Raw genomic sequence first — 13,103 nt, 5'->3', positions numbered from 1 at the left:
GCCTGTAAGTGACAGGTCGCCTTTAGATGAACATGCAATCGATTTCGATGGCATGTGTTTGGCGATCAACCAAGTTTTGAAAATCTGATCTTCGTCGTACGACACAACAATGAACGCCCCGTCCCCAATGTTGGAAGCGCCCGAGCATGTGCTAAGCACGTTGGAGGGCGACGGGTCGCGTCGATGGTTGCGTCCCAAGTTGGCCAAGGGGCATTGGTGGCGTCGACGACAGATTTTGGCTTACGTATTGATTGTCGTTTTCGTCGCATTGCCGCATTTGCGGATCAACGGACGACCGCTGATCTTGTTGGACATTCCCGCACGTAAGTTTGTTCTGGCCGGACACACGTTTTTGCCAACCGACACGGTGTTGTTGGCGTTGCTGTTGGTGTCCATTCTGATCACGATCGTCTTGTTGACCGCTTTGACAGGACGCGTCTGGTGCGGATGGGGATGCCCGCAAACGGTTTACATGGAATATGTATTCCGACCGATCGATCGTTTTTTTGAAGGCACCTTGGGACGTGGTGGAAAGCCCAAGCGAAAGGTGACCGGTATCCGGGCGGTGCTGCGTTTTCTGGTTTACCTTGTTTTGTGTATGGCGTTGGCCCACACATTCCTGGCGTACTTCGTTGGTACCGAACGTCTGGCGGAGTGGATGCGAAGCAGCCCGTTTCAGCATCCGATCGCTTTTGTCGTCATGTTCGGGACCACAGGGTTGATGCTGTTCGACTTTCTGTTCTTTCGCGAACAGATGTGCCTGATCGCGTGTCCCTATGGGCGTTTCCAATCCGTGATGCTGGATCGGCATAGTCTGATCGTCGCGTATGACGAAACACGTGGCGAACCGAGAAAGAAGGGCAAACGTGACGTCAGTCTGCCGATCGCCGAACGCAGTGCCGGCGATTGTGTGGATTGCAACCAGTGTGTGGTGGTGTGCCCGACGGGCATTGATATTCGTGACGGCTTGCAGATGGAATGCATCAATTGCACCCAGTGTATTGATGCCTGCGATGACGTGATGGACCGGGTCGGTTTGCCCAAGGGGTTGATCCGCTACAGTTCCCAGGACGCGATGGCGGGCAACCCGCTGCGATTTCTGCGGATGCGAACGGTGTTGTACCCGGCGGCGTTGATCGCCGTGCTGTCGATCTTCTTCGTGGTGTTGTCGACGAAGTTCGCGTTCGACGCGCGATTGATCCGGTCGGCGGGGAATCCCTTTCAAAGGGGTGCCAACGGCCAGATCGTGAACAACTTCCGCTTGCGTTTATGGAATCGAAGCGAAGAAAATCAAGACTATAAGTTCCAAATCGTTCGGCCCGACGGAGCCTTGTTGGTGCAGCAAGAGAATTCCGGCGCCAGCCTGGAACCCGGTCAAACGGAATTGATCCCGCTGACGATACAAGTGCCTCCGTCCAAGTTTGGGGCGGCGGGCCAGTGTGATGGTGAAATCGAAATCACCGACGGTGCGGGTAATCAACGCACCGTGACAACAAAACTGCTCGGACCTCGCTGAGAAAGCGAATAGGTGGACTGCAATGGTGAAGAATGACGCCAATTCGAAAGCAGCGTGGCGTTGGGGATCAATGGTCGTCGCCTTGCTGACGCTGCAGGTCGCCCTGGGCGTCGTGGCGATCTTTCTGGCCACCGGCGACCGGTCGGTGGCGGTCGTCCCGGACTACTATCAGAAGGCGCTGGATTGGGATAAGCAGGCGGCGCGAAAACGTACATCGGAAAAACTGGGCTGGACCTTCACGGTCGCGGAGATTCCTGCCGGCCAGTCCGGAAACGGGCTGATGTTGAAGTTGTTGGATGCAGACGGCCAACCGGTGGCCATCCAAACCGGAACGGTGTCGATTTACCATCATGCCCGTGCCGGCGATGTGCTGCAGTTTTCGCTGGACGAATCGGTGACGGCGGACAGTCCTTTGGCGTTCACCGAATGCGTGGATCGTGGCGGCTGGTGGCAAGTTGAAATCGATGTCACCGATGATAGCGGCGCACGTTTCGTCGAATCGCGGCAAGTCTTGTTGCAAGGTCCGGCATCGTCGGAGCAATCGTCATGACGGCTTTCCTGGCGGCAACCGTTTTGGCCAGTGTCTTGGGCAGCTTGCATTGCGTCGGGATGTGTGGCCCACTGGCGATCTGGGCGACCGATGGCCGCAGCCGCGGAGCGTCACTGGTGGCTTATCACCTGGGACGTTTGACCACGTATCTGTCCGCCGGACTGATGGCGGGGCTTTTGGGATCCGCAATCACGATCGGTGGTGATGTTGCGGGATTTCAAATGCTGGCGTCCAAGTTGGCGGGGATGTTATTGATCGGCATGGGGCTGTGGCGAATTTTCGGTTTGCTTCCCCGTAACCGATTGACCGGCACTCGGGAAATCAAACCCTCGAAAATTGCCGGTCTGTTGGCGAAGGCCAAGCCGGTATTGGCATCGCGTGGCCCGATCGGTAAAGCGTATTTAGGCGGCCTTTTGACGACGTGGTTGCCTTGTGGTTGGCTGTATTTGTTCGTGCTGATGGCCGCGGGGGCCGGCACCGTTCCCGGCGCGATGGCGACGATGACGGCATTCTGGATCGGTACGTTGCCCGCACTGACCGCCGTGGTTGTGGGGGCCGGAACACTGATGAATCGGTCTCGCGTGGTCATGCCGATGCTTGCCGCAGTCCTGTTAGTGCTGACGGGTTTGTATACCGCCACCGGTCGTGCTTCGGCGGACTTGGCGTCGATTCAACCGCCGCGGTTGGGGGACCAGCCAAGTGCCCAGCAAGTCTGGTCCGCCACCAACGATGAACCGCTGCCGTGTTGTCACCCTGAGCCTTGAAGGTCAACGACACAATGTCGACGATCGTTTCGCAATCGGGCGATGCAACCGAAGCCGCGGACAGTAATGCTTCGGTCAACCGTCAATGCATCCACTGTGGACTTGCGACGCGCCGGCCGGCCGATGCGAACGGCAATGTCTTTTGTTGCCACGGTTGTCAGGGGGCTTACGAGCTGATTCAAAGCTGGGGGCTGGACCAGTATTACGAACTGCGTGATGTCAACGGTGACGCCCCGTGGGAACCGGAGTCGGTCGACTTTTCGGATCTGGATGATCCGCGGCTGATGGGACGATCGGCGCCGTTGGTGGTCGATTCTGATGACCAAGTTCCCTTGTTGAAGTGCAAACTGGCGGTCGATGGTTTGCACTGCGCAGCCTGTGTCTGGCTGCTGGAACGTGCACCGGAACGTGTGCCCGGCTGGGTTCGCTCGGGAGTCAACTATCATCAACAGACCATCGAAATTGTTTTCGATCCCAGTCAACAGAAACTCTCCAGCATCGCCGAGCGTGTTGCCAAGTTAGGCTATCAACTGTCGCTGCTTTCCGATGCGGATGACGACCGCAATCTGCGCGAAAGACATGGCCAGCTGATCGATCTTGCGGTGGCCGGGTTTTGTGCCGCCAATGCAATGTGGGTGGCGATCGCGTTGTACGCGGGCAGCTTTACGGGAATCGCCGATAGCCATCAACAAATCCTGCGATTTGCCGGCGTCGGCCTGGGCGTGGTCGCTGTCGTTTTCCCCGGTCGTGTGTTTTTCCAAAGTGCCTGGGCTTCGTTGCGGACCCGAACGCCACACATGGATTTGCCGGTGGCCGTTGGTTTGGCGGCCGGTTTGTTGGCAAGCTTGCATGGGCTTTTCGATTCCCAACGCGATGTCTATTTCGACAGCATTGCCTGTCTGGTTTTCTTTCTGCTGACGGGCCGGTGGCTCCAGTCACGACAGCAGCGTCGCGCCGGGGACGAGGTCGCCGGGCTGATTCGGATGTCCCCGGTGGCCGTCAATCGCATCGCCCCCGATGGCGTCGCGCAACGTGTGCCGCTGTGCGAAGTGATGGTGGGCGATCGCGTTCGTGTCGACGCGGGTGAAAGCGTTCCGGTCGATGGTCAGGTCATCCAAGGGACATCGACCTTGGATCGGTCACTGCTGACCGGTGAATCCGTCCCGGTTCCCGTCGGTGAAGGCGATCAGGTCGAAGCGGGAACGGAAAACGTTCAAGGTCCGTTGACGATCCAGGCCACCGCAGTGGGCGCCGACACGCGATTGGCAGCCATCACCGATGCCGTCGCTGATGCCGCCGCCGCACGAACACCCATCGTTCAATTGGCCAATCGTATCGGTGGATGGTTCGTCATCGTCGTTTTGGTGCTGGCGATGATCACCGGGGGTTACTGGGTGATGCATGATTCCACGCAAGCTGTGTCGAATGTCGTTGCGCTATTGATCGTGGCCTGCCCTTGTGCGTTGGCGCTGGCCACGCCCCTGGCCGTCGCCGTTGCCGTCGGCCGTTTGGCAAAGCAGAAGGTATTGGTGCGTGCGGGTGACTGTTTGGAACGGCTTGCGAAGCCGGGGACCGTCTTCTTCGATAAAACCGGCACGCTGACCGAGGGGCGAATGAAAGTGACTCATTGGTTCGGAAGCGATCGTGACTGGAACGCCGTGCGGGCGATCCAGCGTCACGTGCGTCATCCGATTGCCGCAGCGGTTCAACGTGGTCGACCGGGGGTGATAGAAACCGATGAATCCATCGAAGGTTCCATTGCACACGTCAACCACCGTCCGGGACTTGGCGTCACCGCACGGGATGGATCACACGACTACATGATTGGAAATCGTCGTTTGGTGCAGTTTCCAAACGGGCATTCATTGCAAGGTTGCGTTGACGAGATTGAATCCAGCGGTAGCACGCCGATCTTTGTCGCTCGCGACGGCGACATTGTTGCTGTGATGGGGATTGCCGATCAGATCCGCCGGGAATCGCCCGCCGTGTTGACCAAGTTGCAGCGACTGGGATGGCAGGTCGGGATTTTGTCAGGCGATGATGCCGCCACCGTTGCTCGCGTTGCCAGCACGCTTGGCATAGCCGACGACAAGGCTTTGGGCGGTCTATTGCCCGAAGACAAGTTGGCGGCGGTGGAATCGGCCAAGCGAAACGGCCCCGTTGTCATGGTCGGCGACGGATTGAATGATGCGGTCGCCTTGGCCGCGGCCGATGTGGGCGTTGCCTTGCGCGGTGGTGCTTCGGCAAGCCTGACGGCCGCACCCGTCATGATCGGCGATGGTTCGTTGTTGGGAGTGGTCCGATTGATGGATGGATCCCAGAAAACTCGTCATAGCATCCGCCGCAACTTCGCCGTTTCGATCGGCTATAACCTTCTGGCGGTGGCTCTGTCCATGGCCGGTCTTGTGACCCCATTGTTGGCCGCATTGTTGATGCCGCTCAGTTCCCTTTCGGTGACCGCAATGACTTTGTCGCAGCGCAAGTCCGACGAAACGAACAACGAGGTCTGTCCCCAATGAGTGTCCTGTTCATTGCCTTACCGGTCGCGATTGCCATGGGGGCCACGGCTCTTTGGGCCTGTGTGCGCTGTATCCGTGGCGGGCAGTTCGATGATTTGGAATCGCCCCCGATTCGGATGTTGATCGATGACGCGCCGTCAAGCAGCGATCCGCAGGATGCTACTTCGGCGGACGCCAAACGTTAACGCACCGGTTAATTGACCGAACGTAGCGACAATGGCGTGCTCCCCAAAAACTGGTCCATGAGTTATGAGAGTGTACCGGCCAATAACGGCCAAGGAGACTCTCGAGATGAAACAAGCACGAAAGCGACGTAAGCCCGAACAGATCGTCAAGGCGATCGCCGAGGGTGAAGCCATGTTGGCCGCCGGCAAGAGCCTGGCGGAGGTGTACCAGAAGCTTGGGATTGTTGAATCGACCTGGATGCGATGGAAGAAGCAGTACGGCGGCATGAAGTCCGATGAGGCTCGACGGCTTCGCGAACTCGAAATCGAGAACCAGAAGCTCAAAGAACTGCTGGCCGAAGCAGAACTCGATAAGCGAATGCTCAAGGTGATCGCCGAGGGAAACTTCTAAGCCCGACGCGTCGCCGTGAAGCAGCCTGCAAGTTGCAGAGTTGCTTCGGCGTCTCGGAGCGTCGGGCTTGCAGGACGCTCGGCCAATCGCGCAGTAGCCAACGATACCGGCCAAACACCAAAGAAGACGAACCACGTCTGATTGCTCGAATACTGGAACTCGTCGGCGAGTTTCCTCGCTATGGCTATCGACGCATCACTCGTCTTTTGCGGCAGGAAGGCTGGTGTGTAAACTTCAAACGGATCCACCGACTCTGGAAACAACAAGGTCTCAAGGTGCCGGTCAAAAAGGCGAAAAAGCGACGATTGGGCAACTCCGAAGGCGGCGTCATTCGTCGATCGGCCGAGTACCCCAATCACGTTTGGTCGGTCGACTTCATCTTTGATCGAACCGAAGACGGTCGCTCGTTGAAGATCCTCTCTCTGATCGACGAGTTCACTCGTGAGTGCATTGCACTGGAAGTGGGTCGAAAGTTCACCGGCGACGATTTGGTGGCGCTGTTGAGCGACTTATTCGTCAGCCGCGGCATCCCGTCGTTCATCCGCAGCGACAATGGCCCGGAGTTCATCAGCAAGGCGGTCCGCTCCTTTCTGGACTTCATTGAGGTGGGGACTTCCTACATCGAACCGGGCAGTCCCTGGCAGAACGGCTACGTCGAAAGCTTCCACAGCAGGCTTCGCGATGAGTGTTTATCGTGCGAGCTGTTCAGCAGCTTGTCCGAGGCACAGTCGATCATTGAGTCATGGCGTCAAACGTACAACCATCGACGTCCGCACAGCGGCATCGGTGGAATGGCCCCAGCGGATTTTGCTTCACAGTGGGCTACTTCCGCTTCGTTCGCTGCGCTCCCTTCGCGGAAGCAGCCCACTGTGGAATCGTTTAACCAACCCGTACTCTCATAACCGTGGATCAGGAAATGGGGGCATTCCAACAACGTCCGTTTTCATCGCCCCTGGGTCATGGGGATCCGGCAAGCCGTGTTCTGCGACTGCTGCCAATACGGGCCAGCGTCAACGCCTGTCGCTTTGGGTAAGCAGCGACCCGATCAATCGTTGGCGATCTGCACGGCCTGCTTCAACCCGCAATGCAAGACGCCAGTTTTGGATGGCGTCGTCGAAACAGATCGGCCCTCGGCTAGAGCCAAAGCGACTCAGAGTTGTCGCCCGTTGCAGCACCAATGCAGCACGTAGACCGAAAAGACCCCCGTCCCCTTAAATGTTTCCCGGTAGCCAGAAGCGTCCTGCGACGTGTCGATCAAGCCTTGTCATGGCCGTCGCGTATCAATCGCCGAAGGCGTGACCATGCCAATGATTACCATCACAGAAGCAAGTACGCCACCGAGAACGACACCAATAAAGACCTCAAACGGCGAGGATGCAAATCTTATTGTCGCGAGCAAGGACATGGGAAAAATTGCAACTGCAGCAACAAATGCAAGAAGTTGAGCAAGGCTAACAACAATGCGATCAGGTACGAATGGGCGAGACTCGGTTGTTGTGCTGGACATCTCGATTGCCTTTCAGTGTGAATAGTGGAACTTGGGCACAACTTGTGGTGGATGCGTAACGGGAATCGGTCTGCAACGTCCCGCATCACCGGGTCGGGACGATTGGTGATCCATGTGTGAAAACGTGCTAGCGCAGTTCCGGTACATGTGATATTTATCCGCTGTTATCAGTTCCCGCGCCCGCCGGACACGGACCGTAATTGATTGCCGCAGATACTGCAGTGTAGCAAACGACGCCATAGGTAGCAGCAAATGCGATGGCCCATCCAGCCATCTCCAGAGTGTCGTTCCACGCGTTCGAGTAAACGGCCATCTCCACGCGTTGACCAGAACGCATCATCGGATTGTATGCGTTGGTAGCGTAGTGAAGGCCCACGGCGTGCAGGAACGTCCATGCGATAGTCAGGACGTAATGCACGAAGATCGCCGCGGAGATGTTCAGGCGCAATCGAAGGTGAATCAAGCATGTGATCGCCGTCGGCGAAAGATAAAGCAAGGCGGCAATCTCCGATCCTCCTTTGGATACTTCGGCGGGGAGTGAAGCGAGGTGCAACGCTACCAAGGCGGTCACAGCGAGCAGGTCAATGATCCGGAAGCGGCGGAGTACCGTTGCCCGTGGTGGTTGATTGTTGACCTCCGTCGCGGCCACCGATCTTAGTGGAGTCTCGCACTGTGGGCATTTCATGAAGATGGCGACATTTTGATTTCAGTCGGACAACGGTCGCGTACACAGGGACGCAGGAGAGGATATTGATGTCACGAAGAAGCTTTCCACCGCGTCTCCGGTGCGACGCATGGTCATCCGTCACCAGCAGTCGGCTCAGCGTTCTTTGACACAAAACCGTCAGTCACCGATGGACGCATGAGAACGACAAGCGTCAAGACGCCAATGATTGTTCCAAGCGGCACGATGAGACACTCGATAGCAGCAACAGTGAAGCAAAACCAGTACATCCTACGTGTATACAGCAGTATCCCCACAACGAAGACCAGCAATGACATTATCAGCATTGACGCGAACAAAAACGAAATGAAAGTTGGCAGTGGTCCTACTATCACAGCATTTTTGGCTAGGAGAAACTGCCCAAGTGAGGTGACGAAAAAGAACAGGCCAGCAACAATGTGCAAGACTGAAAGCACTCTGACGTGAGTTTTGTCGGTCTCGTTGGTCATGGGATATCCATGTTCTCAGTTGGAAAACGGCGGCGACGACCGGGCCGCCGTGGTCGATCGCTGACTTCAACATGACGCGAGCGGCGGCTCCGCGTCAATCGCTTGGTTATCGGGCTTCGGACCCTGTAAAGACTATTCCGCTGGCTCGCCATCGCCCTTGGATGTCGCGATGAGCATAAGCGCCATCCATTCCAGAATGGCCTGAAACACAAGTGCGAAGCGAAGCCCCACCACGACGCCAACGACCGCAAGCACCATCGCGCTGATGAAACCAAAGTACAAACCGACGTATCCAAAGACGACTGCGAAGATTGGAACGGACACATAGGGCGTCTGCTTCATCGCCACACGTAGCCGCTCAATGCACTCGCCATTTCGTTGTGTGTCGTTTGCGTAGTGACTCATGACGCTACTGTCCCTTATCCGACAACGTTCGCCGTCACCGGCCGGCGAGAGTGAAACTAGCCATCGGAAAACGCATTGCCGCCGCTCCAGTGCACGGCTTGGAAATCCGGCGTCTACCCTGATATCTCAGTTAGCCCTCAATCGTACGGAGGATTCGAGCAGGGTTGCCAACAGCAACGACGTTTGCCGGTAGATCCCGCGTGACCACTGCACCTGCGCCAACCACCGTATTGTTGCCGATCGTTACACCAGGACAGACGATAACTCCGCCCCCAAGCCAAACGTTATCGCCAATGATGATCGGCTGAGAGCCTTCCCACTTCGCTTGGCGGGGCAACGGTTCAATTGGGTGAGTCGCCGTTAGCAGTTGGACGTTAGGTCCGATTTGAACGTCATCACCAATCTCAATCTTGCCGACGTCGAGGCAAATCAGACCCCAATTAGCAAAGGTACGGGCGCCAATGTGCGTCTGATACCCGTAGTCACACCGAAGCGGTGGGCGAATGACCGTGCCCTCGCCGACGCTTCCAAACAGTTCGCGCAAAATTCGGTCCTGGACTAGTTTGTCGTCACCGTTGGTTGCATTGAATGCAGCGATGAGTTTCGCCGCGTGGTTACCATCACGAACGAGTTCCGGATCGTCGGCAATGTATTGGTCACCGGCGAGCATTCGCTCGCGATTCGAACGACGATCGGGTTGGAATCGTTCATTCATGTATTGACGCCAGTAAATAAGGTTGCCGCCAAGAGAAAGCCTTCACGTGTTCGGATAACTCTGAATTCTTCAGTGGTTTGGGAAGAATGCCCGTCCGCTCTCCAGATTCGCCCCTAGCCGAAATCCCCTCCGGTGAGCGGTATTTTAACCGTTCTCCCCGAGTCGGGTGAACGACAAATCCACGCAATGCAAAACGATGGATACGCGTTGACCCTTTGCCTTCCTCCGGCACCAACGAGCAAAGGTCATGCATGTTTTGATGTGTGTTTCCGCAACCAGAATGACTGGAATTACACCGGTGTAATGGAGTTCAGCGAATCAGGGTGGAAGCCCGGTTTTGCCCGTTGAACGGGAGACGCTTGCCGCCAATCGTTGACGGCATGGCAGATCCATCCGTCGAAACGATCACCGACAAAAACCGCATCCAACGCGGCCGAACCGGCGAGCGCCTCGGGTGACGGTCACTCCGCCGCGCAGCACTCGCTGCGTGAACAGATCGAAGCGGATAAGTATCTCCGCAGCGTCAAAGCCGCCGAAGGTCGCAACAGCCTGAAGCAAAAGATCGGACTGGGCCGCTTCGTTCCTCCGGGGGCGTTCGGATGACCGAACAATTGATTGGAGTCGATGGCTAACCACTGACCAGTCGCCATGAAAAGACGCGGCGGTCCCTGCTGGCCAAGTACGGCGCCGCCCAGACCACACCGGGCAACCGCCGGCACTGGGAAATGGAGGACCTACGGCCGGGAAAAGTCCTCCGTCCCCTTTGGGGTCTCTGCCCACTGGAAAGGCCCGTTGGTCACCTGGGGCAAGAATGCTTTCCGACTTGTGGGGATGCTAGTGGTCTGGGACGACTAAAAATTGGGGTTTGGGCGGTAGCGAAACTCGCCAAGAGTTTCGACCGGTGCCGTGGATCACCGAAAGCCTTGGCGGCTTCCGTTAACCTAAGATTATGCTGTAACAGGCCACTCAACTATGAATCCCATCTGTTTTCTCTCCAGTCCGAATGGACTTTGGTGTAGTTCCAGACAATGCGAAAAACAAATTGGCGTCGGTGCAAGCTGGAGACGCTAGAGTCACGTCGACCGTTGGCGGGATTCGGCGGATTTGCTTCGTCTTCGGATCCTTTTCCGAACAGCAATACCGACTTCGCGCGGGTCGGAGACAACACGCTGTTCGTGCGAAACGAACCTGCCTCTGGGGCGGAGCTTTGGCGTAGCACCGATGCCAACGGTCCGGCCGAACTGGTTCGAGACATCCGACCGGGCGAAATTGGCTCCGCGATCGAGTCGTTGCTATCGGTGGGCGACAGCGTGTTCTTCACAGCACAATTACCTGATTCGGGCCGTAATCTCTGGCGTTCCGATGGCACGTCCGAAGGAACGGTGCGGGTGTCGGATCACGACATCGATGGTCCATTGCAGGTGTTCGGTGACCGAGTCGTCTTTTACGTCCCCGTTGACTGGTACCGCGGCGAGTTGTGGATCAGCGACGGAACGCGATCGGGAACGACCCTGGTAACAACGTTGACCGACCGTTTTGAAAATGGGGTCGGAAAACTGCTCACCGCCGACCAGCATCGGTTCTATTTCGAGCAGGGGTCTCGCAACTATTTCGTTTCTGATGGAACTCCGGCCGGGACGATCCAGCTATCCGGTGAATCGGTCGACAAAATCCGGTCCATTGAATCGGCCCATAATCTGGCCACCGGAGATATTATCTTTTCGGAGCTGTTTAATGGGAACGAGATCCATTTCATCCAACCTGATGGGACCGTCGCGAGCGTCGAGGAGTTGTTCGGCGTCAACGTCGCGAGCCCAGCAGTCGGGCAACCGTTTGGTGACGACTTCTTTTTTCTTGTCACCAATACGATCGGTAATGTGTTGTGGCGAACGGATGGTTCGCCACAGGGCACGGCGGCGGTGGAAACGGTCGCCGAGCTCCCCGAAGGTCGCTGGGTGAACGACAGATCATTGTCTTCGGTCGGCGAGTTTTTGCTCACGCGAACGTCAGGAAAGGGTGGCGACGCTTGGGCCGTCTTCGACACGTCAACGGGCGTATGGAGAGAGTTCGCGGGCGCGCCGCACGGCGGGGAAATCACGATTGCCGGCAAGTACGCATACTATGCCACCCGCCACAATAACTGTGACCAGATCATCCGGCTGGACCCCCGCACCGCTACCTGGGAAATTTCTGCGTCGCTATCGCCCGAGGACCGATTGGGCGAATTGTTCGTGATCCAAGATCAGTTGTTTTTCAGCTACTTCGCGAGTTCCAAGTTTTTTGGACAATCGCTACAGATCCATTGGATTGATGACCAGGGGAGTTGGAACCGACACTCGAGTTTTAGTTACGGCTCGGGAGATTCGCATCGGCTGGTGAGCGTTAACAACAATCAGACACTGATCCTGGTCCAGATGAATCAGAATCGGTTGGTGATTCATCGAACCGACACCACGGCCGAGAACAGTCTCCGCCGCATCGCGTCGAACCATGCACCAATGACCCGGGCGGCTGTTCCGCGGGCTGCGGACAGGCATCATTTGACCCGACTGGATGGGCGACACTTTGTGTTCACGACGCAAGACGTTTTCGGCAGCAAGGTCTGGATCTCGGACGGAACCGCACTCGGTACTCGAATCGCCTTCGCAACCGACGACATCAGCCCCCAGGCCACGATCGACGAACTCTATGTCGTTGCCAACAAGGCCGTTTTCACGGTCACGCCCACCGAGCGGCTGGGCCGTTCACTTTGGTCCGTCGGAGTTGGTTCGGTCCCGCGAGCAATCTATCGCCCGGGCGACGGCTTTGGTCACCTGTTTGACGTGCTCGGCTCGGTCAACGATCGTGTAATTTTCGCGACGCATGATGATGCCGGCGGTCAAACGATTTGGCGGACCAACGACGACGTGTCCAATATCGCAGCACTCGCTGCGTGAACAGATCGAAGCGGATAAGTATCTCCGCAGCGTCAAAGCCGCCGAAGGTCGCAACAGCCTGAAGCAAAAGATCGGACTGGGCCGCTTCGTTCCTCCGGGGGCGTTCGGATGACCGAACAATTGATTGGAGTCGATGGCTAACCACTGACCAGTCGCCATGAAAAGACGCGGCGGTCCCTGCTGGCCAAGTACGGCGCCGCCCAGACCACACCGGGCAACCGCCGGCACTGGGAAATGGAGGACCTACGGCCGGGAAAAGTCCTCCGTCCCCTTTGGGGTCTCTGCCCACTGGAAAGGCCCGTTGGTCACCTGGGGCAAGAATGCTTTCCGACTTGTGGGGATGCTAGTGGTCTGGGACGACTAAAAATTGGGGTTTGGGCGGTAGCGAAACTCGCCAAGAGTTTCGACCGGTGCCGTGGATCACCGAAAGCCTTGGCGGCTT

General features: G+C 57.1%; 13 protein-coding genes. 8 read left to right on the top strand and 5 right to left on the bottom strand.

The window, feature by feature from the left end; translation table 11 throughout:
* Positions 1–109 precede the first annotated feature (109 nt).
* From ccoG to Mal65_RS21615, 6 genes are all read left to right on the top strand, one after another.
* Complete coding sequence (gene ccoG, locus Mal65_RS21640) at positions 110–1,516, top strand: cytochrome c oxidase accessory protein CcoG (protein WP_145302505.1); 1,407 nt, start codon at positions 110–112, stop codon at positions 1,514–1,516.
* Between the two features lie 22 nt (positions 1,517–1,538).
* On the top strand, positions 1,539–2,066 hold the full coding sequence (locus Mal65_RS21635) for a FixH family protein (protein WP_145302502.1): 528 nt from the start codon (positions 1,539–1,541) through the stop codon (positions 2,064–2,066).
* Positions 2,063–2,830: a sulfite exporter TauE/SafE family protein gene (locus tag Mal65_RS21630; RefSeq protein WP_145302499.1), complete on the top strand. Its 768-nt coding sequence runs from the start codon at positions 2,063–2,065 to the stop codon at positions 2,828–2,830. Before Mal65_RS21635 ends, Mal65_RS21630 begins: the two co-directional genes overlap by 4 nt.
* 14 nt (positions 2,831–2,844) lie before the next feature.
* Positions 2,845–5,349 (top strand): heavy metal translocating P-type ATPase, encoded by a 2,505-nt coding sequence (locus Mal65_RS21625; protein ID WP_145302495.1) that lies wholly within the window; start codon positions 2,845–2,847, stop codon positions 5,347–5,349.
* The gene (ccoS, locus tag Mal65_RS21620) at positions 5,346–5,534 is read left to right on the top strand and encodes a cbb3-type cytochrome oxidase assembly protein CcoS (protein ID WP_145302493.1); all 189 of its coding nucleotides are present in this window, start codon (positions 5,346–5,348) and stop codon (positions 5,532–5,534) included. Before Mal65_RS21625 ends, ccoS begins: the two co-directional genes overlap by 4 nt.
* A gap of 106 nt (positions 5,535–5,640) precedes the next feature.
* A protein-coding gene (locus Mal65_RS21615; protein WP_145302490.1) for an IS3 family transposase occupies positions 5,641–6,827 on the top strand; the annotation gives its coding sequence in 2 pieces (ribosomal slippage) (positions 5,641–5,911 and positions 5,911–6,827; 1,188 coding nt in all).
* 362 nt (positions 6,828–7,189) lie between these two features.
* Here the strand turns inward: Mal65_RS21615 and Mal65_RS21610 are convergent.
* The 5 genes from Mal65_RS21610 to Mal65_RS21590 form a co-directional block, all read right to left on the bottom strand.
* The gene (locus tag Mal65_RS21610) at positions 7,190–7,432 is read right to left on the bottom strand and encodes a hypothetical protein (RefSeq protein ID WP_145302487.1); all 243 of its coding nucleotides are present in this window, start codon (positions 7,430–7,432) and stop codon (positions 7,190–7,192) included.
* 154 nt (positions 7,433–7,586) lie between these two features.
* Positions 7,587–8,081 (bottom strand): hypothetical protein, encoded by a 495-nt coding sequence (locus Mal65_RS21605; RefSeq protein ID WP_145302484.1) that lies wholly within the window; start codon positions 8,079–8,081, stop codon positions 7,587–7,589.
* A gap of 149 nt (positions 8,082–8,230) precedes the next feature.
* Entirely contained in the window at positions 8,231–8,605 is a 375-nt protein-coding gene (locus tag Mal65_RS21600) for a hypothetical protein (RefSeq protein ID WP_145302480.1), read from the bottom strand.
* 132 nt (positions 8,606–8,737) lie between these two features.
* The gene (locus Mal65_RS21595; RefSeq protein WP_145302477.1) at positions 8,738–9,010 is read right to left on the bottom strand and encodes a hypothetical protein; all 273 of its coding nucleotides are present in this window, start codon (positions 9,008–9,010) and stop codon (positions 8,738–8,740) included.
* Between the two features lie 130 nt (positions 9,011–9,140).
* Positions 9,141–9,725 (bottom strand): sugar O-acetyltransferase, encoded by a 585-nt coding sequence (locus Mal65_RS21590; protein ID WP_145302474.1) that lies wholly within the window; start codon positions 9,723–9,725, stop codon positions 9,141–9,143.
* Positions 9,726–10,097: 372 nt separating this feature from the next.
* Here Mal65_RS21590 and Mal65_RS21585 point away from each other — a divergent pair, with 372 nt between their 5' ends.
* Both Mal65_RS21585 and Mal65_RS21580 read left to right on the top strand, forming a co-directional pair.
* Positions 10,098–10,328, top strand: a complete 231-nt coding sequence (locus Mal65_RS21585) for a hypothetical protein (protein ID WP_145302471.1) — start codon at positions 10,098–10,100, stop codon at positions 10,326–10,328.
* A 425-nt stretch (positions 10,329–10,753) separates the two neighbouring features.
* The gene (locus Mal65_RS21580; protein ID WP_145302468.1) at positions 10,754–12,661 is read left to right on the top strand and encodes a hypothetical protein; all 1,908 of its coding nucleotides are present in this window, start codon (positions 10,754–10,756) and stop codon (positions 12,659–12,661) included.
* The last annotated feature ends 442 nt before the right edge of the window (positions 12,662–13,103 follow it).

It is taken from the genome of Crateriforma conspicua, assembly GCF_007752935.1.
GTDB lineage: Bacteria > Planctomycetota > Planctomycetia > Pirellulales > Pirellulaceae > Crateriforma > Crateriforma conspicua.
The sequence above is the reverse complement of the archived record's forward strand: the minus strand, read 5'-3'. Positions and strand labels throughout refer to the sequence as shown.

Coding starts and splice junctions, on each gene's coding strand:
- ccoG (WP_145302505.1), top strand. CDS start 110: ATGAACGCCCCGTCCCCAATGTTGGAAGCGCCCGAGCATGTGCTAAGC.
- Mal65_RS21590 (WP_145302474.1), bottom strand. CDS start 9,725: ATGAATGAACGATTCCAACCCGATCGTCGTTCGAATCGCGAGCGAATG.
- Mal65_RS21625 (WP_145302495.1), top strand. CDS start 2,845: ATGTCGACGATCGTTTCGCAATCGGGCGATGCAACCGAAGCCGCGGAC.
- ccoS (WP_145302493.1), top strand. CDS start 5,346: ATGAGTGTCCTGTTCATTGCCTTACCGGTCGCGATTGCCATGGGGGCC.
- Mal65_RS21580 (WP_145302468.1), top strand. CDS start 10,754: ATGCGAAAAACAAATTGGCGTCGGTGCAAGCTGGAGACGCTAGAGTCA.
- Mal65_RS21635 (WP_145302502.1), top strand. CDS start 1,539: ATGGTGAAGAATGACGCCAATTCGAAAGCAGCGTGGCGTTGGGGATCA.
- Mal65_RS21600 (WP_145302480.1), bottom strand. CDS start 8,605: ATGACCAACGAGACCGACAAAACTCACGTCAGAGTGCTTTCAGTCTTG.
- Mal65_RS21630 (WP_145302499.1), top strand. CDS start 2,063: ATGACGGCTTTCCTGGCGGCAACCGTTTTGGCCAGTGTCTTGGGCAGC.
- Mal65_RS21610 (WP_145302487.1), bottom strand. CDS start 7,432: ATGTCCAGCACAACAACCGAGTCTCGCCCATTCGTACCTGATCGCATT.
- Mal65_RS21595 (WP_145302477.1), bottom strand. CDS start 9,010: ATGAGTCACTACGCAAACGACACACAACGAAATGGCGAGTGCATTGAG.